The sequence below is a fragment of the Undibacterium cyanobacteriorum genome (genome assembly GCF_031326225.1).
Lineage (GTDB): Bacteria > Pseudomonadota > Gammaproteobacteria > Burkholderiales > Burkholderiaceae_D > Undibacterium > Undibacterium cyanobacteriorum.
On the sequence record NZ_CP133720.1, the window covers coordinates 3035299 to 3061069 of the forward strand.

A 25771-nucleotide genomic window follows, 5' to 3' on the forward strand; every position below is an offset into this window, starting at 1 on the left:
TCAAGAGCACAAGATTAAACAAGAATTTATCGGAGCACTTATGACAAAAGATATCAACACCCTGCTCGCTGGTTTAGGCGTCAACATGGCCGACTACCAAGGTCAAGACATTCCTAGCGTTTCCCCGATCAATGGTCAAACTATGGCGACTTTGCGTGCTGATACAGCCGCTGAAGTGACGACTAAAATCGACCGCGCTCACGCTGCGTTTTTACAATGGCGTAAAGTACCTGCACCACGCCGTGGTGAATTGATCCGTTTGTTCGGCGAAGAATTGCGCACCCACAAAGCAGAACTCGGACAATTGGTCACACTCGAAGCAGGCAAAATTTTGCAAGAAGGTTTGGGCGAAGTACAAGAGATGATCGACATCTGCGATTTCGCAGTCGGCCTCTCACGCCAACTGTACGGCTTGACTATCGCGTCTGAGCGTCCAGGCCATCGCATGATGGAACAGTGGCATCCGGTTGGCGTTGTGGGTGTCATTTCTGCATTTAACTTTCCAGTTGCAGTATGGGCTTGGAATGCAGCATTGGCCTTCGTTTGTGGTGATTCCGTCACATGGAAACCATCAGAAAAAACACCTTTGACAGCAGTAGCGACACACGCTTTGTTCATGAAAGCGGTAGCGCGTTTCAACTTAACTGGCAACGATGCACCAGCAGGTTTGGCAGAATTGATCATCGGTGGACGCGACACTGGCGCACAAATGGTAGAAGACAAACGTGTTGCGTTGGTTTCCGCAACAGGCAGCACACGCATGGGTCGCCAAGTCGCAGAAGTTTGCGCTAAGCGTTTGACTCGCACCATCTTGGAATTGGGCGGTAACAATGCGATGATCGTTGCCCCAAGTGCAGATTTGGAAATGGCCGTTCGTGCGATCACATTCTCTGCGGTTGGCACGGCGGGTCAACGTTGCACGACTTTGCGTCGCTTGTTCGTCCATGACAGCATTTACGATACCTTGGTACCACGCTTGAAGAAAATCTACGCTGGTTTGCCAATCGGTAACCCACTCGAGAAAACAACTTTGATCGGTCCATTGGTCGACAAAGCTGCGTTCGATATGATGCAAAATGCCTTAGAAGCAGCGAAAGCCGATCAAGGTCAAGTATTCGGCGGTGAGCGCGTGACTGTAACAGGCTGCGAAGATGGCTATTATGTTCGCCCTTCTATCGTTGAAATGCCAAGCCAAACGGAACACATGCATCACGAAGTGTTCGCACCGATCATGTACATCGTTCGTTACACGGATTTGCAACAAGCCATCGCGATGAACAATGAAGTGCCACAAGGTTTGTCTTCCAGTATCTTCACAACCGATATGCGCGAAGCAGAATTGTTCATGTCTGATGTTGGTAGTGACTGCGGTATCGCCAACGTCAACATTGGCCCATCTGGTGCTGAAATCGGTGGCGCATTCGGCGGTGAAAAAGACACTGGCGGTGGTCGTGAATCTGGTTCCGACTCTTGGAAAGCTTACATGCGTCGTTCCACAAACACAGTCAATTACAGCCACTCGCTGCCATTGGCACAAGGCATTAGCTTTGACATCTAATCGCTAGATAAAGCAAAAAGAAAACGGCGCTCGAGAACAGCGCCGTTTCAAAATAGATCGATAAAAGTTCTAAAAACCGGTAATTAAAATAAGTAAGCTTACTAAGCTAAATAAGCCAAATAAGCTAAATAAATTCGAGCCCAAACAAGCTTTGTTTGGGCTTTTTTTGGGCTCACTTAATTCTGAGCGCTAAGATTTAGAATCGCGATCCGCATCCGCATCGAGCTGACGCAGATAATTGAGCTTCTCAGCGATCTTGATTTCCAAACCGCGCGGCACAGGTTGATACCAGCTCACCTCTTCCAGGCCTTCTGGCATATACGTTTCACCCGCCGCATACGCATTTGGCTCATCGTGCGCATAACGGTACAGTTTGCCGTAACCCAATTCCTTCATGAGTTTGGTCGGTGCATTGCGAAGATGTTCGGGTACTGGACGTGTCTTATCTTTTGCCACGAAAGCCCGCGCCTCTTTATAAGCCATGTAAACGGCATTCGATTTTGCAGCACAAGCCAAATATACCACCGCCTCCGCCAATGCTAATTCGCCTTCGGGCGAGCCCAAACGCTCATAGGTCTCTGCTGCATCGAGCGTAATGCGCAAAGCACGAGGATCGGCCAGACCGATATCCTCACTCGCCATCCGAATAATCCGTCGCGCCAAATAACGCGGATCGGTGCCACCATCGAGCATGCGTACCAACCAATACAAAGCCGCATCGGGATTCGAACCACGTACCGATTTATGCAATGCCGAAATTTGATCGTAAAAAGCATCACCGCCTTTATCGAAGCGACGCAAGGCATCACCAAGGCATTCTGCCAAAAGATTAGTATCAACTTCACGAACTTGCTTGACCTGCGCAGCGCGTGCTGTGATATCGAGATTATTCAACAGCTTACGTCCATCGCCATCGGCACTAGCGATCAAACTCGATTTTGCCTCTGCTGTAAATTGCAGACCGCCAAGTTCACGCGTACAAGCACGATCAACCAATTGTTCGAGGTCGCTTTCTGTCAGTGATTTGAGAACGTACACCGCCGAACGCGACAGCAAAGCGCTATTCACTTCAAAGGACGGATTCTCTGTCGTCGCACCGATGAAGCTAAACAAGCCGCTCTCAACGTGCGGCAAAAACGCGTCTTGCTGGCTCTTATTGAAGCGATGGACTTCATCGACAAACAAGATCGTACGTCGCTGCATGCTGGCGCGGATAAACTCGGCCCGCTCTACCGCATCACGGATATCTTTTACGCCGGAGAGCACAGCCGACAGGGCAATAAATTCTGCATTAAATGCCTGCGCCATGAGACGCGCCAAAGTCGTCTTACCAACACCAGGCGGGCCCCATAACAACATGGAATGCGGCTCGCCCGATTCGAAAGCAACACGCAATGGCTTGCCAGAACCGAGCAAATGCTGTTGACCGATCACATCATCGATGGTCGCCGGGCGCAAACGTTCTGCGAGAGGCTGATAAGCCGATTGTTCTGCACCAAACATTATGGACGCAACACTTCCGCACCAGCTGGCATCACGAACTTAAATTCACTCGCACCGAAGTTGGGATTACGTTCGAAGTTATTCAGATTCAAAGTCGAGATCTGACCAAAGGTATCGCGCAATTCCATGGCGATGGGCAAGCCATCTTTCATGCCTATCCGAATCACTTCAAACTGTGTATCTTTTTCTTTCGGAATCGCCTCTAACCACTCGATGCCTTGATTGATGCCAGCGTCTTTCAAGGTGAAATTCTTTTCCAGATCGGTGCTACCAAACAGAATCGCTGCCGGACTAGAGCCAATCGCATTACCGAGGGCTTTAATCGTGACTTGATTTAAGTCTTTGTCGAACATGTACAATTTATCGCCGTCGGCTTGCAGGTTCTGCTCATATGGTTTGACATAGTTCCAGATAAATTTCCCAGGGCGCGAAAATTTAAAAATACCCGATGCAGTTTTACCCGGCTGCACTTTGCCGTTGACCAATTTGACCTGCACTTGAACGAAAGTCCCTTTGGCAGTCTTCGTGTTGACCACGAAGGACTTAAATTGCTCGATCGCGGAAGCGGATGCCAAGCCCGAGACTAACAAAGCACTGCTGGCAAACAGACTAGCAATCCATTTTTTTGAGCCACGCATCATATTCTTTTTCATTTCATTCTTTTCTATAACGAGACGCTTTTTCAAGCATCGATATTGCTACGCATTTTCTACGTTGACTTCACGCATACACAACTAACGCAGCGATAATGACATTGGCTTACACAGCTTCTCAGCCATTCAGCTATTCAGCTATTCAGCATTACCGGCCGGCACTAGAATTTCGCGATTGCCATTCGATTGCATGGTCGAAACCACGCCGCTAGCTTCCATTTGTTCCAATAAACGCGCCGCACGGTTGTAGCCAATCCGGAGATGACGTTGTACCAAAGAGATTGAAGCCCGACGGTTCTTGAGAACGATGGCAACCGCTTGGTCGTACAAAGCATCAGCCTCACCACCACCTTCGCCTGGCGCTAAGGCATCACCGCCTTCTTCAAGCACGCCGCCTTCTAAAATACCTTCGATGTAGTTCGGTTCACCTTGCTCTTTCAAATGCTTCACCACGCGATGAACTTCATCGTCAGAAACGAAGGCGCCGTGGACACGAATTGGCAAACCCGTACCCGGTGGCATGTACAACATATCACCCATACCCAGCAAAGATTCCGCCCCCATTTGATCCAAGATGGTGCGTGAATCAATCTTACTACTGACTTGGAAAGCGATACGCGTCGGAATATTGGCTTTGATCAAACCTGTAATCACATCCACCGACGGACGTTGCGTGGCCAAGATCAAATGCAAACCTGCCGCACGAGCTTTCTGTGCGATACGGGCAATCAACTCTTCAACTTTTTTGCCCACCACCATCATCAAATCCGCCAACTCGTCGATGATAATCACGATGGTCGGCAATTTTTCCAAAGGTTCTGGTGCATCAGGCGTTAGGCTAAATGGATTCGGAATATGCTCCTCACGCTTCGCCGCCTCAGCGATCTTGGCGTTATAGCCCGCCAAATTACGCACGCCGAGTTTGGACATCAACTTATACCGTCGTTCCATCTCGTTGACTGCCCAGTTCAAAGCATGCCCAGCTTGACGCATATCAGTGACGACTGGTGCCAATAGATGCGGGATGCCTTCATAGACCGACATCTCCAACATCTTAGGGTCGATCAAAATCATGCGCACATCATTTGGGTCGGACTTATACAGCAAAGACAAAATCGTCGCATTAATACCGACCGACTTACCGGAACCTGTCGTACCCGCCACCAACAAGTGTGGCATCTTGGCGAGGTCGGCAACGATAGGATGACCAGCGATGTCTTTCCCCAGAGCGACTGTTAAGTTCGAATGGCTATCGTTGTAGACTTTGGAACCCAAGATCTCAGTCAAGCGTACGATTTGTCGCTTAGGATTCGGCAACTCAAGACCCATATAATTTTTACCAGGAATGGTCTCGACCACGCGAATCGAAGTTAAGGCAAACGAACGTGCTAGATCACGCGCCAGACCAACGATCTGGCTACCCTTCACACCGGTCGCGGGTTCAATCTCGTAACGCGTAATCACAGGGCCTGGATAGGCTGCGATCACCTTAACTTCCACGCCGAAATCAGATAGTTTTTTCTCGATCAATCGGCTGGTAAATTCCAGCGTCTCTACACTCACCGTTTCTTGGCTCACCGGCGGTTCATCAAGCAAAGATAAGGGCGGCAAATTGGTCTCGGGAATATCGTCGAACAAAGAAGTTTGACGTTCTTTCTCAATGCGTTCCGATTTTTGAACAGCGACCACTTGCGGCTCAATCCGAATCGGCGGTGCTTCTACAATTTTGGCGCGCTCTTGCACCACTGTGCTTTCACGTTTGACTGCGGCAGTCTCGCCAAGGATACGATCTTCGCGATCAGCGTATTTTTTGCGAATAAACTCGAACGCATTTTCCAACAACGCTCCAGTATTTTCCGCAATTTGCCACCATGACAAATGGAAGTAGAGACTGACACCGACTGCCACCAGCAACAACAATAACAAAGTCGCGCCAGTGAATCCGAAGGCGGCAAAACTCAGATGGCCGATCAATTCCCCGAGAACACCACCATGGGCACCCGGCAATGCTACTTTGAGGTTATAAAGTCGTAGAGACTCCAAGCCCATGAAGCCGAACAAGATCAACGCGAAACCAACTAGCTTGATGATCTTTTCTAGTTGATGCACTTCGTCTTCAGCAACTCCCAACTTAGTGCGCGCAACCCGACGATAATCATTCCACACGAAACGCAGCAAGGCCACGCAAAACCACCACGCAGAAAAGCCAAAAATGAAGAATGCGAGATCCGCAATATAAGCGCCAAAACGTCCACCAATATTGTGAAACTTGCTCACTTCAATCGCGCGTGACCATCCTGGATCGACCGTCGAAAAACTGGCCAAGATCAACATCAAATAAACGCAGCAGACCGCGAAAAACAACCATCGTGCTTCACTCAACAGCAAGACTAAGCGGCTCGGCAATTGCACCGGTGGTGCCGAATTGCGACTACGTTTGTAACCCTCGTTCGAATTTGTCATAAATTTATCAGTGCTATCGAAACAGAGGTCTGGAACCGAAATCGACCACTTGTGGTTTCCATCCTCTTGTGCAGCATAGATTGTAGGGCAAAACAGAGATACGGTGCTAAGGAATCATTGCTAGAAAGCTTACTCGCGCTTCGTACCACTTGAGGATGTTTCTTGCTTTGGTATCGCTATGACAAAGTTTTTTAACAACTTCGCCGATCAATGAAAACCTCGAAGGCTACATTTTTGCAACAGCACATAAAAAGTCTTTGAATTCTCGGCGCGTCAGTTTTATAGTACATGTAAATCGATTTACATAAACAAATAAAATGTAAAATATTAGACGTAGGCAAGTTTTCTAATAAACAAAGCCCGCAAGCGAAATCGATTAGGGGAAAGCACGCCCTGCTCTACAGCTAACAAGAAAGATCGCTCAGATCAGCATTGGGGTTTGCGTGCCAAACACACTTGGAGGTTTCAAATTGAAGACACGTCGCATCCAACTCTTACGGGGCGCGCTCGCCCTGTTCGCCTCACTCTGTTTCCAGACCAGCTTCGCTGCCTGCCTCACCGCAGAAGTGGAATCGAACAACACCGACACTACTGCAAATACTAGCGTCTGTTCTGGTACGAATATCACGGGCACCATTAGTTCCAGCACTGACTATGATTGGTTCCGCATCGATGTAGCTGCGGCGGGAACCATCTCCATCAGTCTGTCGCATGCCAGTGGCATCGATCTTGATTGGTATTTATATCCTGCAACAGGCAGCTATGTCGCCTACAAATCGACCTCGAGCAATCCTGAAGTCGGCACTTATAATGCGCCTGCGGCAGGCACTTACTACATCCGCATCAAGAGTTATTCCAAGACCGGAAGCTATACACTGAATGTCACTTTCCCTAACAGTGGTGGTTCAACTGGAGGCGGAGGTGGTGGCGTTACGCCTCCGATCACAGGAGCCGTGACTGGCAAAGTGTGGCTCAATGGTGGGTCGATCTCTCAAACTAACACCAACGTTTTTGTGGGCGGGCTACGTCAAGCGACGGGCAAAAATACCAGTGCCCCCAACATTAACAGTACGACTAATTGCAGCACAGATTGGAACACCACGCCCTGTCCACGCGTCGCTATCATCACGGCAGCCGCCGTCAATCAAGCCGATGGCGTCGATAAGTTCACCAACGACACCACCAGCGGTACCTGGTCGTATTACAACCTTTTCCAACGTCACGGTTTCTCGCCGAAACACATCCTCAGTCATCACGATACCTATGCGACGAACTCAGGTAACACGAGCACCCAAGGTCAAGCCAACATCGCCATTATCAATCAAGCGGATTTGGTGTATGTGATCGGCGGTGATCAATCTCGTTTGGCGCGTACTTTCTTGAAAGATGATGGTAGTGATAGTCCATTACTGGCAGCGATCCGTGCCCGCTACAATGCCGGCAACTTCATCTATGCCGGTGACTCAGCAGGTACAGCAATCGCACCGAGCACTTCCTATGGCGAAGGTATCAGTATTGGTTATCTCAATCAAAATACCCTGCGCTCCATCACACCAGCCAACTGTCCCTATGTTGCCCCTGCTTCAGACGGCACGCCTGCACCATCTTGCCTCACCCATCCGAGCAATGTTGACTTCGGCACTAAGATCAAAGGCTTCGGTTTTATTCCTAACGCCAATGTAGATACCCACTTCGACAATCGCGCTAGCCGCTCAGGCCGCCTTGGTCGCCTCATCGCGGCATTGAAGAACATTGGTCCAAGCGTGAGCTATGGCATCGATCAAAATACAGCTTTATATGTCAATGGTGACGTCGCCACGGTGTACGGCGCAGGCGGCGTTTTCATCGCCGAAGCGACTGGCTCCAACTTTGGTACAAGCACCAAGTTCAGCGCAACGGCTGTGCGTTTGTCTTATTTGACGGCTGGCGACAGCTTCAAATATAGCGATCGCACCATCACTTCGACCAAGACCTATTTGATTGGCTCTAGCAGCGCTCCGTATCAATACAGTACGGCCTTAAACTCAAGCGACATTTTTGCAGTCGATGCCAACGGCATTGGTAGTAGCAGTGCCACTTTCAAACATATGGCCGACCAAACGCCGACTTCGAGCACAGGCAGCGCACCATCGGATACTTACAATCCACTGTCCTTTACGCTGACTTTCAAACGTGATGCGCAAACGCAGTCATACAAGAATGCCAGTGGCACGTACAGCGGTGCTTACACGATTAAGAAAGCCTTACTCGATATCAATTAAGCTTTCACACTAGACTTTCGAATATGCGAGAAAACAGAGTTCACGACCGCGTTGAATGAAAGCGTCTTAGAAGCACATTTCAACAACGAGGTTCGAACTCACAACGTAGCCAGATCATTTGCAATTGATCGCACTTGATCTGGCCATTAAAAGCCCCTCCCTACCTTTTCAACACTCCCCCGTCTATTCCGGCCATCACAAACACTAGTTCAGGCAAACAGATCTAGCATGGTCTTTGCAAGCACTTCGCGAAAACGCGCCCACAACCAAGCCAAACCATAAAGATCAAGAGCGCGCAGTATAGTTCGCACAAGATTGTAAGAATTGCCATTTAGACCAAAAACAAATCAATGATTTCTGTAGTTTTGCTACATCAAAGCGCTTTGAATGTCAGTAAACGCGTTATTATTTCGAATGAAATTCCAAATCCCCCCCAAATGGAAATTGAAGTAGTAAAAATACTGGAAAGGCAAGGCCATGAAAGCATCACTCAAACCTCTACTCCGTCACCTCAGCATTGCGTATTGTCTAACACTCGCCGCCTGCGGCGGCGGTGGCGGAAGTTCCGCTCCGATCAGTTTCACCCCGAGCACCCCCAATACTCCCACCGGCAACACGCCCACCGAAACACCGAGCGCCAATTTGCCTAGCGTTGATATCAGCGCCATCGCCAAACAAGATCCGGGCAGCGCGCTTAGTGCTGATTGGCAAAAAGGCGTGTTCATGGAAATTTACGTGCGTGGCTATAAAGATAGCGATGGCGACGGCATCGGTGACTTAAAGGGGGTCACACAAAGTCTCGACTACCTGAAAGACCTCGGCATTACCGGTATTTGGTTAATGCCGATCACAAAGAGTGAAGACCGCGATCACGGCTATGCCGTCAAGGACTACCGCGACATCGAAACGGACTACGGCAAGTTAGCAGACCTCGACGAGCTGCTAAAGCAAGCCCATGCGCGCGGTATCGGGATCATCATGGATTATGTGATGAATCACAGTGCCAACACCAATCCCCTATTTGTGAATTCTGCCGATACGACTACTAACACTTACCGTAATTGGTACGTCTGGAAGGACCCGATCCCGACTGGTTGGAATATCTACGGGGCGAATCCGTGGTATAGCACAAAAAATGGGGCTTACTTCGCAGGCTTTTACTCTGGCATGCCCGACTTCAATTTGACCAACCAAGCCGTGGTCGACTACCACCAAAGCAATCTACGTTTTTGGTTGAACCGTGGGGTCGATGGTTTCCGTTTTGATGCGGTCGGCAACCTCATCGAAAACAATGCTGGGGCATGGGAAAGCCAGCCAGAAAGCGTCGCATTGATGGGCAAGGTTCAACAAAACATCGGTCAATACGATAAACGTTTCATGGTCTGTGAGGCGCCCGGAAACCCTCTCCTGTTTGCCGCCAGCACCTCATGCGGTAGCGCTTTTGCATTTGGCCACAACTACAATCTGGTCAATGCAGTGCGCGGTCAAAGTAACGCGATCCAAAGTGTCGCGAATTACTTCAATACAGCACCGGCGACTATTTCAACAATGATTTCCAATCACGACTCCTTCGCGGGCGATCGTCTGTGGGATCAAATTGGTGGCGATCCCAATTTATACCGCCTGGCAGCCGCAACCTACTTACTACAACCAGGCATCCCTTTCATTTACTACGGTGAAGAAATTGGTATGGCTGGTGCGAGCTCCCTTTCTGGTGATGCGAAACTGCGCACACCAATGAGTTGGACTAGTAATGCCAGCAACGCGGGCTTCAGTACTGGTGCACCGTTCCGCGCCCTGTCGGCCAACGTCGCTACACAAAACGTCGCTGCTCAGGCTAGCAACCCCGACTCTCTTCTAGGCTTCTACAAGACCTTGATCGCGCTGCGTAAGCAACGTAAATCGCTCAATAGTGGCAATTATCAAAATGCGACCGTCAGTGGCAACGTACTGAGTTTCGAGCGTCAATCGGATGCAGAACGTACCTTGGTCGTGCTGAACTACAACGGCTCAGCCAGTTCAACCATCGTACGCAGCCTCCCGGCGAACGCAAAACTCACACCACTTGCGGTTGGCAGCACAGCACTGCCGCTGGCAACAAACGCCGATGGCAATGGCGTTGCTACGATCAACTTGAATGCTAAGAGTTTCGCAATCTATCAAGTCAATTAAACCAAGCTTGTGTCATGGCAATTGCGCCAGGAAGGAACCAAAGCAAATTGGCTTCCCTTCCTGGCCCCACTGGTCGTAAATTCTTCTCCCACCGAAAAAAACGCGGGAAATTGGCGAAGCTTGACATGAATAAAGTCAAGTTTCGCCAAATCTGGGATAATGCTCAGGTTTTGATTTCGCAGATCTGCGAATCTTATATTTTGCACAAGCTTACCTAGCAAGCCCAACTTAAAGAGCGACCTAGTTGCTCCTTTTTCCTGGAAAACTTATGTCTACTACCAAACACGCACATGTTTTGATTCTTGGTTCTGGCCCAGCAGGATACTCTGCCGCAGTCTACGCGGCCCGTGCCAACCTGAAACCGGTGTTGATTACCGGCGTTGAACAAGGTGGTCAATTGATGACTACAACAGATGTTGAAAACTGGCCCGCAGATCCAAACGGCGTGCAAGGCCCAGAGTTGATGCAGCGTTTCTTGCAGCACGCAGAACGATTCAACACTGAAATCATTTTCGATTACATCCATACCGCCAAGCTCACTGAAAAGCCTATCCGTTTGATCGGCGATCAAGGCGAATACACTTGCGATTCTTTGATTATCGCGACTGGTGCATCGGCGCAATACCTCGGCTTACCATCGGAAGAAGCTTTCATGGGCAAAGGCGTATCGGCTTGCGCAACCTGCGATGGTTTCTTCTACCGCGGCAAAGAAGTCGCCGTGGTCGGCGGTGGTAATACGGCCGTTGAAGAAGCCCTGTATTTGTCCAATATCGCCAGCAAAGTGACCGTCATCCATCGTCGCGACAAGTTCCGTGCTGAAGCGATTTTGATTGATCGTTTGATGGCCAAAGTTGCAGAAGGCAAAGTTGAAGTCAGATGGAATCACACGCTTGATGAAGTCACAGGCGACGATTCTGGCGTGACGGGCATCAACATTAAAGCCGCCGATGGCAGCATTAGCGCGGTGCCAGTCCATGGCGTGTTTATCGCGATCGGTCACAAGCCAAATACCAGCATCTTTGAAGGTCAGTTGGAGATGAAGAACGGTTACATCATCACCAAGATGGGTAACGAAGGTATGGCAACTGCGACCAATGTTGCGGGCGTATTCGCAGCGGGTGACGTGCAAGATCATATCTATCGCCAAGCGATTACCAGCGCGGGCACTGGCTGTATGGCCGCACTAGACGCGCAACGCTACCTCGAAGGCGAAGCACACTAAATTTGCACCGCACTTTAGTGCGCGTTCGATTGCAAAAAAGGAAAAACGGCCAAGCCTGTTCGCACTAGCTTGGCTTGTTTTTTATCACTGTTTGATTTTGTTTTCACATTGAGACTATGGCTGGTTCTCTCAAATCATTGGCTGATTTACAGCAAGTCAGTAAGCAACTAAAAGCACAACAAGAACTGCGCGCCAAGCAAGAGGCTGAACGCAAAGCACGCGAAAAACAGGCTGCTTTGGAAGCCAATCTATTTCGTAATACAGTCGGTGAAGTGCAAGCCCTGAAATCCAAGAATGTGGCAAATCACCACCCACAACCGCCCAAACCAGCACCGATCCCCTATCAATATTTGGCAGACGAAAAAGCCGCTTTTCAAGAATCGATCTCGGATGAATTTGACGCGGCCAGTTTGCTCGACTCCGACGAAAACCTTAGCTACACGCGTCCTGGTGTTGGTATCGACGTCGCCAAGAAACTACGCCAAGGTGAATGGACCATTCAAGCGCAACTCGACCTCCACGGGATGCGCCGCGACCAAGCACGCGACAACCTCGGCGAATTCATTCGTCGCTGTGTCCGCAATGGTTACCGTTGCGTACGCGTGATCCATGGTAAAGGCCTAGGCTCGGTCAACAAAGAGCCCGTGTTGAAGAACAAAGTCAGGAATTGGCTCATTCAAAAGGAAGAAGTGATCGCCTTTAGCCAAGCCACGGCAGCCGATGGTGGTGCTGGTGCGCTGATCGTCCTACTCCGTTCCAGCTAAGAATTCTAATGGAGCTCAGGTGAAATTTCGCCTATTCCGTTTTGAAAAAATCAATAAAAGCGCGCAACTTCATCGGCAATTGCGCCCGACTCGGGAAATACAAGTACATACGCTCGGCGGGTGGCATGTAGTCATGCAGAATCTCTTGCAAGTAGCCACTAGCAATCAAATGCTCGACATAGCTTTGATAAGTATAACAAATTCCCAAACCATCCATCGAAGCGCGCACGAGGGTTTGAAAATCATCACTAACAAATGATCCCGTAGTGACCACTTTCAACAGCTTCTGCCGTTTCAAGAACTCCCAAGCATAAAGCGCTCCGCTAGGAAATCGGAATTGCAAACAATTATGTTGCAATAACTGATCAGGGTGGTTGGGTATTCCATGTTTTTGTAAATAACTTGGCGCAGCACAAGTCACAAAAGGGAGCGTTGGGCCGATCGGTATCGCCACCATATCTTGCTGCAAGCTCTCGCCAAATCGAATACCCGCATCAAACCCTTCCTCAACAATATCGACCAATTGATCACTCACGACGACTTCTAGTTGCAGCTCAGGATAGTGGTGATAAAACTCAGTAAGACGTGGAGCCAACACCAAGTGCGCCGCGGCACGGGGTACATTTAAACGCAAAACTCCTCGTGGACTCTGACGCAGGCTATTGACATCATCGAAGGCTTGCTCGATATCTTGCATTGCCGGCCCAAGCTTTCGCAATAAGGCTTCACCAGCTTCACTCAGACTGACACTGCGCGTCGTTCGGTGCAACAAACGCGCGCCTAAGCTCTGTTCGAGCTTACTCATGCTATGACTGACTGCCGATGGCGTCAATTTCAACTCGAGTGCCGCACGCCGAAAGTTACGCGTACGAGCGACAACCACGAAAATATGCAGGGCATTCAAATCCATACTTCACTCCATCGTGTGTGAATCTTAGCACGAACTTCAATAAGTGAAAATTACTCACCAATCCATTCAATTATAAGCTAATTGTATTCACCAATAGCGCTCACTACAATGCCCCTTCAAGGTCTCTCCCATGAACGCTCATGGAGCATCGCTTGATTTTATTTCGTCGCACTTCATTCTCAAAGGGTTACACATGACAACAGCAAATTTTTCAGGTAAAACCATCTTCATCACAGGCGGCAACTCGGGCATCGGTTACGCGAGCGCTCACTATTTCATCGAACATGGCGCCAAGCGCGTTTACATCGGCGCCCGCGACCTTAACAAACTTGAGCAAGCAAAACAAAAGCTAGGTGACAAACTCAGCATCATCCAGGTGGATCTTACTCAAGTCGCTTCGATTTCGGCGATGGTGCAGCAGCTTGGCGATGAAAAAATTGACGTTTTATTTGCGAACGCTGGTATCGCCGAAAACAATGTCATGGGAGACACCAGCGAAGTTCAATTCGACGCCACTTTCGATACCAATGTCAAAGGACTTTTCTTCACCGTACAAGGCTTGTTGTCCTGCTTAAGTGACGGTGGAAACATTATCTTGAACGCGTCGGTCGCATCCAATAAAGGCATGAACTTCTTGAGTGTGTATAGCGCTAGCAAAGCGGCAGTCCGCTCTTTCGCGCGTACTTGGTGTAACGATCTTAAAGGGCGCAAAATCCGTGTCAACACGATTAGTCCCGGTGTGACCGAAACGCCCATTCTACAAACAGGTCTGAAAATGAACGAAGAAAGTCTGCAGGGATTAAAACACTACTTAGGTGATACTGTTCCTGCGGGGCGTATCGCGGCACCAGAAGAGATTGCCGAAGTGGTCGGATTTTTAGCCTCAGACGCGGCCAGTTTTGTGAACGGGATCGAGCTCTGTGTCGATGGTGGTTTTACACAGATCTAACACCACACCCGACTCGATTTGATGGATAAGCGAGAACTTCAATCGCCAAACCTAGCGGACATCAGTAGCACAACGCGTGCGTCTGATGTCCGATGTACACAGCAAGCTTAAACAGCCTCTGGACCGGTTTCACCAGTGCGAATGCGAATCACCTGTTCTACATTCTGCACAAAGATCTTACCGTCACCGATCTTACCGGTATGCGCGGCCTTAATGATTGCATCCACGACTTCGTCGCAGACATTGTCGTCCACCACGACTTCGACTTTAATCTTCGGCAGAAAATCGACCACATATTCTGCGCCACGATACAACTCTGTGTGGCCCTTTTGACGACCAAAGCCTTTGACTTCGGTCACAGTCAAACCGGTCACGCCGACTTCTGCCAAACCTTCACGAACTTCGTCTAACTTAAATGGTTTAATGATTGCAGTGATTTGTTTCATAATGTCCTCGATGAAAATATTCTTGTCTAGTCTCGGAATTTAGTCTCGGAATTTCGATGTAATTGGGTAACGCCAATCTCGACCAAAAGCGCGATGAGTAATGCGTATGCCCACTGGCGCTTGACGACGCTTGTATTCGTTAATTTTAATCAAGCGCGTAATCTTTTCCACATCTGCTTCAGCATAACCAGCAGCGACAATCTCAGCACGCGATTGGTTTTCTTCCATGTAGCGTTGCATGATGCCATCCAAAATCTCATATTCCGGCAGGCTGTCCTGATCTTTCTGATCAGGGCGTAATTCGGCTGAAGGTGGACGGGTGATGATGCGTTCAGGGATGACATCCGACAGCGAATTACGATAAGCACACAAACGATAGACCAAGGTCTTGGCGATATCTTTGATCACCGCAAAACCGCCCGCCATATCGCCATACAGGGTGCAATAGCCGACCGCCATTTCACTCTTGTTTCCAGTGGTCAGAACGATCGAGCCGTATTTATTCGACATCGCCATCAATATCGTGCCACGAATCCGCGCTTGAATATTTTCTTCGGTCGTATCTTCTTTCAAGCCAGCGAACTCTTGGCTCAAGGTCTCGCGGAAAGCGCTGAAACATTGGTTGATCGAAATCTCGTCGTAACGCACACCGAGGCGTTTTGCCATATCTCTTGAATCAAGCCAAGAAATATCTGCCGTGTAAGGCGACGGCATCATGACCGCACGAACTTTATCGACACCCAAGGCATCGACCGCGATCGCCAAGGTCAAAGCCGAATCAACGCCCCCAGAGAATCCAATTAACACGCTAGGGAATCCATTCTTGCCGACGTAATCACGCACGCCCAGAACCAGCGCTTGATACACTTGGGCTTCAACGCTGAGTTCAGCCGCACATTCGGTAGGCAATGGGCGCGCACCATCGAACTCCACGATGCGCAATTGTTGTTGGCAATGCGCGAGTTTCGCCACACACTGCCCCTCCACATCAAGCACGAAAGAGTTGCCATCGAAAATCAATTCGTCCTGCCCACCAACTAAATTGGCATACACCAAACTCAAGCCATGCGCACTAACATTCTCGCGCATCACGTCGAGGCGCAAGGCTTCTTTGTTCATATGAAATGGTGAGCCATTCGGCACCAACAATACTTGGGCACCGGCGTTTTTCGCCATACTTGGCGCCGCGTGATTCCAAGTATCTTCGCAAATATTGACGCCAAAGCGCGTGCCTTTCACTTCGAAGACAAGCGCTTCATTGCCGCTATCAAAATAACGCTTCTCATCGAACACCATATCGTTTGGCAAAGCGTGTTTATGGTAAGTGCCAACGACCTCGCCCTGAAGCAAAAGTGAAACTGCGTTATAGTGTTTATCGTCAACTTGGTGTGGATGCCCTACCAGAACATGCAAATCACCAAGAGCCGCAAGACGTTGTGCCAAGCTATTTAAAACTTTGTCTGCTTCAAGATAAAAGCCAGCACGTAACAATAAGTCTTCGGGCGGATAACCAACCAAGGACAATTCGGGCGTGACCACGATGTCAGCACCAAGCTCTTTCGCTTGACTGGCATAATCAAAAATAAGATTGGCATTCGCCTCTAGCGCGCCAACTACACTGTTTATCTGAGCAATAGCAACTTTGACCGTCATACTTAAATTCAATCAGCAATGAAATCCGAAGACGTACATTATCGCACGCAGATAGTCGAATCACTAACTGAGATTGACGCCGAAGAGTGGCAAACATTGCTTGATCAGCAAGATCATCCCAATCCTTTCCTTTCGTACGCATTCCTTGCCGCGCTTGAGAACAATGGCTGCGTTGGTGGCAAAACCGGATGGCATAGTCGCTACTTTTGCCTCAAACTCAACGGGAAATTGGAGGGAGTAGTTCCCTTTTACGAGAAACATCACTCCTATGGTGAGTATGTTTTTGATTGGGCTTGGGCGAATGCCTACCACCAGCATGGCCTCGAATACTATCCGAAACTCCTTGCCGCCACGCCCTTTACGCCTGTGACAGGCAACCGACTGCTCGCGAGCTCAGCACAGGCTCGTCGAGCACTAATCAAGGAACTGCAACAACTACGAGAGCTCGAACTGTACTCATCCACCCATCTACTCTTTGCGACCGAGGAAGAAACAAAGGCGCTCGAAAACGTAGGTTTTCTGGTGCGTCAAAACGTGCAATTCCATTGGAAGAATCAGCAATACAAACACTTCGACGACTTTCTGGCAAATCTGTCAGCGAAGAAAAGCAAGAGTATTCGAGCAGAGCGACGCAAAGTTAGTGAAGCGGGAATTCATTTCAAACGCAAAGTCGGCGCCGACATCGGCGCTGAAGATTGGCGTTTTTTCGCGCAATGCTATGACAACACCTATCATCAACATCACTCCTCACCTTATCTCAACCTCGGATTCTTTCAGGAGATCGGCGACACCATGCGTGATCAGGTGATGTTAATTTGCGCCTATCGCGAGAACACTGCAATCGGTGCAGCCCTCTTTTTGTTTAATGAAGAGCGCCTTTACGGCCGCTACTGGGGATGTACCGAATATGTTCCCTGCCTCCACTTTGAAACCGCCTACTATCAAGCATTGGAGTTTTGCATAGAACGCGGCATACTGTGGTTTGAAGGAGGAGCGCAAGGAGAACATAAGATGGCGCGCGGCTTCATGCCACACACAATGTACTCGGCGCACTATCTACGTGAACCCGCATTCTATGATGCGGTCGCGAACTTTCTGAAGCATGAAAAAAATGGTGTTTCGGAATACATCGACGAACTGCACGAACACACACCATTTCGTGAACAACAAAGTTAGTCCGATCACGTGTTTCGCAAAGTTGCCGTAACTCGCCTTATTTGACCGATAACACCAGTAGCTTGCCCAGCAACAACAAGGAAGAGTAGGATGCTCTTAAATTGGAAAAATTCAATTCCAACAGCTGAAAGTTTGATCACGCAAAACCTTTAAAACCAGTGCAAATTGAAACTTTTTCACTCTGGATTGCAACAATAGTGTCGTCAATGTAGTCTCTAGCATCGTGAAATTCTGTTAAATCCTATAAAATGTGCGCTTGCAAAATGAGAATTGATTTGGTCAATTTGCATTTTTAGCAATAACACCACTTTATTTCGGAAGTCCAAGAAGCATGGTTCAAAACGTCCACTTAGCCAGTAACGCTGCTCCTTCGAAAGCGCCAATGCGTCGGATTGGTCGTTTTACGATCACAGATAAGTTAGGCAGCGGCTCAAATGGCAATGTCATGTTAGGCCATGACCCGGTGATTGATCGTCCGGTCGCCATTAAGATCTTGAACAATCCTAGTGGTGCGACGGACAAGAAACAGCGCGAACAGCAATTCATCAATGAAGCACGCGCCGCCGGTCGCTTGTCTCACCCCAATATCGTAACGATCTACGATGCCTCGACTGAAGGTGGAACTACCTTCATCGCCATGGAATTTTTGCAAGGCAAAGACTTACGTGAGCTCATGGCCAATGGCAAACGCTTTGACATTATCGAGGCGGCAAGCATTGCCTATAAAGTGGCGAATGCGCTCGCCTTTGCACATAATCAAGGCGTTATTCATCGCGACATCAAGCCTGCCAATATCTTCTTAGTTGGTGACAACCAACCGAAGGTCGTGGACTTTGGTATCGCACGAGTCCCGAATCGCACACTCGATGCAGAAGGACAACCGCAAACCCTATTCAAAAATAATTTGATGGGGACACCGAATTACATGTCGCCCGAACAGGCTGCGAGCCAACCTGTGACTGCACTCACCGACGTCTATTCACTCGGTGCGACACTCTATGAAATGCTGACAAACCAGAAGCCTTTCCCCGCCTCTGACTTTGACAAGCTTCTCTACAACATCGCCCATAAAACGCCTAAGTCACCTGACCTCATCAATCCAGAAGTACCGGAACGTTTAGCGCACATTGTGATGAAAGCGATGCAAAAGAAACCGCACCGTCGATATAAGAGCGCGGCTGAAATGGCATTGGCACTCAATAAATTTCTAGCCAAAGAAAAGCGTGCCCGTCGTAACGGTGGATCTTCATCATCAAGCCGCTCAAGTGCATCTGCAGTGGAAAAATCCAACCTGTTTTGGCTTGGTTGGGCCAGCTTCATCATTGCCACGATCTTGGTTGTTTTGGCCTACTTTAAGTAGACAAAAGCGAACTTCGAACTCGCAAAAGCCGAAGTAACATCACGCACTCTTACAGATTCAGTCGACAAAAAAGGCACCCGCGGGTGCCTTTTTATGCTCTGAACAAATGCTACAGCTCTTCGACTTCGGAACGCCAAACCTTACGAGTATTTGACGCAACTCCGAAACGAATGAAGACCATTAAGCCTGTTCGATTTTTTTGTAGTTCGCCACGCCGTTCAAGATTTCTTCACGCGCTTCGTCTGGGCCGCCCCAACCTTCAACTTTAACCCACTTACCTTTTTCCAAATCTTTGTAGTGTTCGAAGAAATGTTGAATTTGCTTGAGGCGCAATTCGTTCATATCTTCTGGTTTTTGCCAGTGCTGGTAGATCGGCAAGATTTTATCGATAGGCACTGCCAACACTTTCGCATCGGCACCTGCTTCGTCGTTCATCTTCAAGATACCGATAGGACGGCAACGAACGACCACGCCTGGAATCAATGGGAATGGTGTAATCACTAAAACGTCGACCGGGTCACCGTCACCAGAAATGGTGTCAGGCACATAACCGTAGTTGCATGGGTAGTGCATTGCTGTACCCATGAAGCGATCAACAAAAATCGCGCCACTTTCTTTATCGACTTCGTACTTGATCGGATCGGCATTCATCGGGATTTCGATGATCACGTTAAAATCGTTTGGAACATCACGTCCAGCTGGGACTTTATTTAAGCTCATAATGCACTTTCAAAGTAAATCGAATAAATTCGGTAATGAATACGAGATTATAGCGATTTTTGATCTAATTTGGTGCGTTGCAACAGGATCCCAATAAAAACCTCTTGCACACAAGATAAGATTAACTGAATCCCATCTCGATCGGGCTTGCGCCCACCAGCTTTCCATAGCAAAAAACCAGCGCTGTAAAAGTCGCTGGCTTTTCATTGGTTTGCGTAAAACTAGGGAGTAGCAGACCTTAGATCCACCGCTCGTCAAGCATCACAAAGTCGTGGCGATCGCGCATTGTCGATAGTAATTGGCAGCTTGTTCGTTTTGTCCTATGGTCTCGTGCAAACGCGCCAAACTCAAGTTAGATTCGCGAATCGTGCGTGGCTCTGTGCAATGCGCCAAAGCATCTTCCAAATGCACTTGTGCCTTGCCCCATAACTTCTGATTGAAACAAAGCATGCCTAAGGTTAACTCAAGCTCTGCATTTTTGGGATGCACTTGCAACCATGCTTCACAATTTTCGATTTGTGTTCGCAAGGCTGCTGAACCTTCGGGCGCCGCTGCTTCGCGATAGACACGCAATAAACGACTGTCCCACTCTTCTGCTAACGAGGCTTCGACAATCGAGCGCGCGTCTTCAGACAACTGACACTTGGTAAATGCGCTCGCTGCCGTCAAGGCAATATAGCGGTTCTTGCGTTCGCTAGCAGGCACTTCACTCCATACTCGACGCAAAGATTCAGGATCATGGCCGTGCTCTTTCAACAGTGCTTCATAAGCCATTTCACGCAAACGACCTGCTAAGGCAGGATGTATCGCATGGTTCTTTTCGAGGGTACGCACCAACTTCACCACTTCCGCCCAATTCTTTGCTTGCTGGTTCGCCTTCAAAGCCCAACGCAAAACTTGAATGTGACGTTTGCCGCGGGCGTTCAATTCACGCACGGCATCGAGTGCTTGATCAGCCTTATGTTCATCGACGTAAAGCTCAGTCATCGTCACCAAGCGTGCGGTCTTATGAGCTTGGTCTTCTTCTATTCGCGAAAACCATGCATTACGACGTTCAAATTGCCCCATGTGGTGCGCAGCACGTGCCCCAATTAAGGCGCTCAGAGCCGCGTTCTCCGGCAAATCAACTGCCTTCAATGCCGACTTTTCTGCATGTCCAAAACGTCCTTCAAACAAGGCTTTCAATGCTTCACGCAAAGCCTTGTTGCTGTCACGCTCGCGCTTCATCTGGCGATATTCCGCCACTTTAGTCGGCATATTCATGGTCGCTACAAAAGTACGAACCAAAAAGTAAATGACGACAAACAATACGAACATCAACACGAGGAAGACATTCAAAGACATATCGATGCGGGTCGGCGGATAGAAGAACACCACATTGCCAGGATTAAAACGTCCTCCAATGGCAAGTCCAGCCGCCAAGGCAAATAGAATGAGGAAACGAATAAAGATACGCATTACGGTTTCACCTTGAAATTACGTACCGAGTTTAAGCTTTCGGTCAAGGCCGGCATCTCAATCGACAAATTATTGTTCTGCACTTGCTTTAACAAACTTTGGGCTGTTTGCGCCTGCTTCGAGCGCACATCGAAATACTTCGCGATAGTGTCTTGCGCCGCAATCATATCGCTGCGGAATGCACTTTCATTGCGCGACAACAGTGCCAATCGTGCATTCAATAAACGTAGCTTCAAATTCTCACGCGCGAAATAGGCTTGTGAAGGACTCAACAACAAGGCATCGGGCGAGTTCACATTGCGAACGCGAATCAATTGCTTCATTTCGCTCCACATCTCGCTCGAGAAGCTCTGCCAATAGTCTTGCACTTTGCTGCTAAAACTATTTTCCGCGGCGGCTTCAGTTTCCTTATCGGATGTTCCTTTGTTTGGTTTCGGTAAGACGCGCAATGGCGCTTTAGGTGGAGTAACAACCACCGGCGGCTTTTCATCAGACCACAATGGAATCGCATCAACCTGCGCAATCACACTATCCAGACGCAATACCAATCCGGGCATATCCAACTGCGGCAAAGTTTTGAGCATCTCAATATCTTTTGCGATCGCTCGACGCACTGAAATAAACTGCGCTTTCTCAGATTTTGCGAGACGCGCATCGGCATTTTGCAAAGCGATCAAAGCGCCCTGCACGTTGCCAGCCAATTGCAATTGTTGACTGGCGGTAGCCAATACCTGTTCGATCTCCGCCAGAGCCCATTCATCACGATTTTTTGAAAGGTCTTGATAGAGTTGTTCCAAGGCGAGCTGTTGACCTTGTGCTTCAGCTTGCTTACCTTCGAGCAGTGTCACTTTGGCCTGCAAATCACGCGAAGTTTCTTGCACCGTCTTGGCCACACTCTTGACCTCAATGCTGGTCACATCAGTCTGTTGCAAGCGGCGATTCATGTCGTCACGCAGGTTATGCACTTGTTGATTAGAGGTGTACCACTGCATGCCTAATAAGATGGCCAGGACACCAGAAATCGCATACGCAGTTTGCGGATGACTTAACACACTACCGTTCGGGCTTGATTCCACAACCGTTGTAACAGTTGCGGCGGCAGGCGCACTTGCAGATGCGTTAGTGGTGTTAGTAGTTTCGGTCGAGCTAGGATTCGACATAGCTTCACTATTAGAAGTTTGATTAGTTTGTTCGTTCATAATGAGATTGTATCGCGAGTGCGAGGTTTTCGTCGCCTGAAGCCGTCTGAATTAGCTGTTGAAAGCCCAATTCCTTGGCTTTTTCGAAAATTCTGATGTGCGGTACGAAGAGTAATTGCTGTTGCATTTTAGCAACCAGCGCCTCCCCACCCAGCCTACGGCACCATTCGAGTAGGCGTGGCAGCAACTCTGAACTGGTCACCACCCATGCGCTATCTGCATCGATGGCAGTTTGTAAACGTCCCTGCATTGCCGCATCAAATGGGGGAGCGATGCGTTGATAGGCCGCCGCTTGGTTCACTTGTACGCCTGCTGCGCGCAAACGATCCGCCAAAAAATCGCGACCTGAATCACCACGTACGATCAAGACTTCGCGTCCAGCAAGTGGTGCCAAATCGAGCTCATCCAACAAGGTTTCGGAATCAGTTTTATTTGGATTGCGCGGAAAAATCAAAGGCGTGATCTGCGGATCGACACCATGCTCGATCAACGCGATACGACTCGCTGCACCCATGCCCGCTAAGCCTAAATGAAGCGGTCGCGTAATACCTAAATAAGCCAAACGTTCAAACCACGCATCGATTGCGTTCGGGCTGACGAAAATCACCAAAGACAACTCGTCGATACGTCTTAAAGCAGCATCGAGCACGGCATAGTCGCTCGCCTGCGGCAAAGGTCCGATATCAAACATCGGCAAGACAGAATTGGCGATGCCAAACGCATCCAAACGCACTTTCAATGCGTGCGCTTGTTTCTCAGGTCGCGTAATAACGACCGGTTTTGAGTTTCTCTCGGAAGATTGGTCAGTCATTCGCTGGGAATCCAAACTTGATAGCTTCGGCAACAAAAACTCAGCGCTCTAGCAAGGCACTTAAGAAATCCTACGCTGTCTGTTCTTTACACTGCGCCAAAATGCCATCAGCATCCTGTGCTCGCAAAGCCTCGACCACTTGCAAACCAAGTTCCTTCCCTGCACTAGCGGCACCTTCGACTTCGGCACGTGCGAAACGTTGACCGTCTGGTGTGGCGACCATGGCGCGCAAACGCATCTGTCCTTGATCTTGCTGGGCAAAAGCGGCCAAAGGAATCTGGCAACTACCGCCAAAAGCCAGCGATACCGTGCGCTCAGCATGTACGGCTTGAGCGGTCTCAAGATGGTTGAGCGGTGCCAACACTTGCATCAATTCAGCGCGATCGCTACGAATCTCAATCGCCATCGCACCTTGACCTGCGGCTGGCAAGCTCTCCTCAGCTTCGAGGAAGGCTTTGATTCGTTGTGGCAAGCCGAGTCGTTTCAAACCAGCGGCCGCCAGAATAATTGCCGCATACTCACCTTCGTCAAGCTTACGCAAACGCGTATCCAAATTGCCGCGCAATGGTTTGATCACTAGATGAGGAAAGCGTGCAGAAATCAAGGCTTGGCGACGCAAACTACTGGTGCCGACCACCGCACCATGCGGCAATTCAGCCAGGCTCGCGTATTGATTCGACACGAATGCATCACGCGGATCTTCGCGCTCCAAAATCGCGGCCAAGGCAAAGCCTTCTGGCAATTCCATGGGCACGTCTTTGAGTGAGTGAACCGCCAAATCAGCACGCCCCTCTTCCATCGCCACCTCGAGCTCTTTGACAAACAAACCTTTGCCACCGACTTTTGACAAAGCGCGATCCAAAATCTGATCGCCACGCGTCGTCATGCCAAGAATTTGTACGTCACAACTCGGATACAGTGCTTTCAATCGATCACGAACATGCTCGGCTTGCCACATGGCCAAACGGCTCTCACGCGAGGCAATAATTAATTTGCTTGGAACGGAATTCACACAAAACTTTCAAAAAAGAGAATAAATCAATACTGCACAAGGCGATATAAGGCTGAACTAGGCCGCAATTGGTATTGCAGAACGATCAGCAAGACTCTCGCAAACCTCGATTTTGCAGATTGACGAAAGCCGAAATTTTAACATGTGGCGTATGACAATTCTTGACAAAAAACAGGTAAAAACGGCATTATGGCTGCATGTTCTCACCATTTATTCTTTTTTCTGGTTATTGGCGCAACTGCTGGCAAGTTCACTGCTAAGCGGGCGCATACCTCACGACCATCGAAACCAACATCGCATGCCGCCCCTTCATACCGAAGCGCGGCATTTTTTATTTTCCGAAATTATTGATTATTTTTTGAGCACTCCATGAATCAACCAGTTGATAGCAACGCAGTAGCAAGCCACGACCTCGATGTCTCTACGAGCTCGGCAAAACGCAGCCCCTCCGAAAATAAAAATCATTTGATTTTGACGGGTGACCGTCCAACTGGCCCTCTGCATTTGGGTCACTTCGTTGGTAGTTTGCGCAATCGTGTGATGTACCAAGACCTCTACAAGCAATACATCATGATCGCCGATGCGCAAGCCTTGACCGATAACATGGACGATCCTACCAAGGTACATAACAATGTGATCGAAGTCGCGCTCGATTATTTGGCGGTTGGTATCGACCCCAGCAAAACCACGATCTTCATTCAATCGCAAATTCCAGAATTGACGGAGTTGACCTTTTACTACATGAACTTGGTCACGATTTCGCGTTTGGAACGTAATCCAACCATCAAGCAAGAAATCATTTTGCGTAACTTCGAACGCGATATTCCTGCGGGCTTCTTCACCTATCCAGTCAGCCAAGCGGCTGATATCACCGCTTTCAAAGCAACCTTGGTCCCAGTCGGCGATGATCAAATCCCGATGATTGAACAAACCAATGAAATCGTCCGCCGCTTCAACCGCCTCGCGAAAAAAGATATCTTGGTCGAGTGCGAAGCCTTGGTTCCAGAAATCGGTCGTTTGCCTGGCATTGACGGCAAAGCCAAGATGAGTAAATCACTCGGCAATGCGATTAACTTGGGCGCAAGCGAAGCTGAAATCAAAACAGCAGTGCGTAATGTCTACACCGATCCGCTGCATTTGCGCGTCGATGATCCTGGCCATTTGGAAGGCAACGTTGCCTTCACTTACCTCGATGCTTTTGATACCGACAAAGAAGGTTTGCAAGCAATGAAGGATCACTATGTTCGCGGCGGTCTCGGCGACAGCAAAGTGAAAGCGCGTTTGGAAGGCATCTTGCAAGATATGTTGCGTCCGATTCGCGAACGTCGTCAAGAATATGAAAAAGATCGCGGTCACGTTTTGCAATTACTTAAAGAAGGCACCGCCCGTGCACGTGAAATTGCAGCGCAAACCAATGATGAAGTGAAAGCCGCCATCGGCCTCAAACACTTCTAATTTTCGAAGTCTGAAGTTCGCTCTAT

The 25771-nt window shown here is 49.0% G+C and carries 20 protein-coding genes; 9 read left to right on the forward strand and 11 right to left on the reverse strand.

The window, feature by feature from the left end:
- The first annotated feature begins 40 nt into the window (after window positions 1–40).
- Window positions 41–1558, forward strand: coding sequence for an L-piperidine-6-carboxylate dehydrogenase (gene amaB, locus RF679_RS12735; protein WP_309481008.1), 1518 nt, complete (start codon window positions 41–43; stop codon window positions 1556–1558).
- A 189-nt stretch (window positions 1559–1747) separates the two neighbouring features.
- Here the strand turns inward: amaB and RF679_RS12740 are convergent, their stop codons facing one another.
- The 3 genes from RF679_RS12740 to RF679_RS12750 form a co-directional block, all read right to left on the reverse strand.
- Entirely contained in the window at window positions 1748–3061 is a 1314-nt protein-coding gene (locus tag RF679_RS12740) for a replication-associated recombination protein A (protein ID WP_309481009.1), read from the reverse strand.
- Entirely contained in the window at window positions 3061–3714 is a 654-nt protein-coding gene (gene lolA, locus RF679_RS12745) for an outer membrane lipoprotein chaperone LolA (protein ID WP_309481010.1), read from the reverse strand. Before lolA ends, RF679_RS12740 begins: the two co-directional genes overlap by 1 nt.
- Window positions 3715–3852: 138 nt before the next feature.
- Complete coding sequence (locus RF679_RS12750) at window positions 3853–6177, reverse strand: DNA translocase FtsK (protein WP_309481011.1); 2325 nt, start codon at window positions 6175–6177, stop codon at window positions 3853–3855.
- Window positions 6178–6647: 470 nt separating this feature from the next.
- On the opposite strand from RF679_RS12750, the gene RF679_RS12755 reads away from it, so the two are divergent.
- The 4 genes from RF679_RS12755 (at window position 6648) to RF679_RS12770 (ending at window position 12596) form a co-directional block, all read left to right on the forward strand.
- The gene (locus RF679_RS12755; RefSeq protein WP_309481012.1) at window positions 6648–8438 is read left to right on the forward strand and encodes a pre-peptidase C-terminal domain-containing protein; all 1791 of its coding nucleotides are present in this window, start codon (window positions 6648–6650) and stop codon (window positions 8436–8438) included.
- Window positions 8439–8915: 477 nt separating this feature from the next.
- The gene (locus tag RF679_RS12760; RefSeq protein WP_309481013.1) at window positions 8916–10610 is read left to right on the forward strand and encodes an alpha-amylase family glycosyl hydrolase; all 1695 of its coding nucleotides are present in this window, start codon (window positions 8916–8918) and stop codon (window positions 10608–10610) included.
- 268 nt (window positions 10611–10878) lie between these two features.
- Window positions 10879–11832, forward strand: coding sequence for a thioredoxin-disulfide reductase (gene trxB, locus RF679_RS12765; RefSeq protein ID WP_309481014.1), 954 nt, complete (start codon window positions 10879–10881; stop codon window positions 11830–11832).
- 116 nt (window positions 11833–11948) lie between these two features.
- Window positions 11949–12596, forward strand: a complete 648-nt coding sequence (locus RF679_RS12770) for a Smr/MutS family protein (RefSeq protein WP_309481015.1) — start codon at window positions 11949–11951, stop codon at window positions 12594–12596.
- Window positions 12597–12627: 31 nt separating this feature from the next.
- Here the strand turns inward: RF679_RS12770 and RF679_RS12775 are convergent, their stop codons facing one another.
- Entirely contained in the window at window positions 12628–13506 is an 879-nt protein-coding gene (locus RF679_RS12775; protein WP_309481016.1) for a LysR family transcriptional regulator, read from the reverse strand.
- Window positions 13507–13699: 193 nt separating this feature from the next.
- Between RF679_RS12775 and RF679_RS12780 the strand changes: the two genes are divergently transcribed.
- Window positions 13700–14455 carry an SDR family NAD(P)-dependent oxidoreductase gene (locus RF679_RS12780; protein WP_309481017.1) on the forward strand — a complete coding sequence of 252 codons (756 nt, stop codon included), beginning with the start codon at window positions 13700–13702 and terminating at the stop codon, window positions 14453–14455.
- 107 nt (window positions 14456–14562) lie between these two features.
- Here the strand turns inward: RF679_RS12780 and RF679_RS12785 are convergent, their stop codons facing one another.
- Both RF679_RS12785 and RF679_RS12790 read right to left on the reverse strand, forming a co-directional pair.
- The gene (locus RF679_RS12785; RefSeq protein WP_309481018.1) at window positions 14563–14901 is read right to left on the reverse strand and encodes a P-II family nitrogen regulator; all 339 of its coding nucleotides are present in this window, start codon (window positions 14899–14901) and stop codon (window positions 14563–14565) included.
- A gap of 39 nt (window positions 14902–14940) precedes the next feature.
- Window positions 14941–16554 (reverse strand): NAD+ synthase, encoded by a 1614-nt coding sequence (locus RF679_RS12790; RefSeq protein ID WP_309481019.1) that lies wholly within the window; start codon window positions 16552–16554, stop codon window positions 14941–14943.
- A gap of 18 nt (window positions 16555–16572) precedes the next feature.
- Between RF679_RS12790 and RF679_RS12795 the strand changes: the two genes are divergently transcribed.
- Window positions 16573–17730 (forward strand): GNAT family N-acetyltransferase, encoded by a 1158-nt coding sequence (locus RF679_RS12795; RefSeq protein ID WP_309481020.1) that lies wholly within the window; start codon window positions 16573–16575, stop codon window positions 17728–17730.
- A 331-nt stretch (window positions 17731–18061) separates the two neighbouring features.
- Window positions 18062–19090: a serine/threonine protein kinase gene (locus tag RF679_RS12800; RefSeq protein ID WP_309481021.1), complete on the forward strand. Its 1029-nt coding sequence runs from the start codon at window positions 18062–18064 to the stop codon at window positions 19088–19090.
- 180 nt (window positions 19091–19270) lie between these two features.
- On the opposite strand, the gene ppa is transcribed toward RF679_RS12800, so the two are convergent.
- The 5 genes from ppa to hemC form a co-directional block, all read right to left on the reverse strand.
- On the reverse strand, window positions 19271–19810 hold the full coding sequence (gene ppa / locus RF679_RS12805) for an inorganic diphosphatase (protein WP_309481022.1): 540 nt from the start codon (window positions 19808–19810) through the stop codon (window positions 19271–19273).
- Window positions 19811–20071: 261 nt separating this feature from the next.
- On the reverse strand, window positions 20072–21268 hold the full coding sequence (locus RF679_RS12810) for a heme biosynthesis protein HemY (protein ID WP_309481023.1): 1197 nt from the start codon (window positions 21266–21268) through the stop codon (window positions 20072–20074).
- Window positions 21268–22428, reverse strand: coding sequence for a uroporphyrinogen-III C-methyltransferase (locus RF679_RS12815; RefSeq protein ID WP_309481024.1), 1161 nt, complete (start codon window positions 22426–22428; stop codon window positions 21268–21270). Before RF679_RS12815 ends, RF679_RS12810 begins: the two co-directional genes overlap by 1 nt.
- Before the next feature lie 22 nt (window positions 22429–22450).
- Window positions 22451–23278: a uroporphyrinogen-III synthase gene (locus RF679_RS12820; protein ID WP_309481025.1), complete on the reverse strand. Its 828-nt coding sequence runs from the start codon at window positions 23276–23278 to the stop codon at window positions 22451–22453.
- 70 nt (window positions 23279–23348) lie between these two features.
- A complete protein-coding gene (gene hemC, locus RF679_RS12825) occupies window positions 23349–24236 on the reverse strand; it encodes a hydroxymethylbilane synthase (RefSeq protein WP_373921779.1) in 888 nt (295 codons plus the stop codon).
- 423 nt (window positions 24237–24659) lie between these two features.
- Between hemC and trpS the strand changes: the two genes are divergently transcribed.
- Window positions 24660–25745, forward strand: coding sequence for a tryptophan--tRNA ligase (gene trpS / locus RF679_RS12830; protein WP_309481027.1), 1086 nt, complete (start codon window positions 24660–24662; stop codon window positions 25743–25745).
- The last annotated feature ends 26 nt before the right edge of the window (window positions 25746–25771 follow it).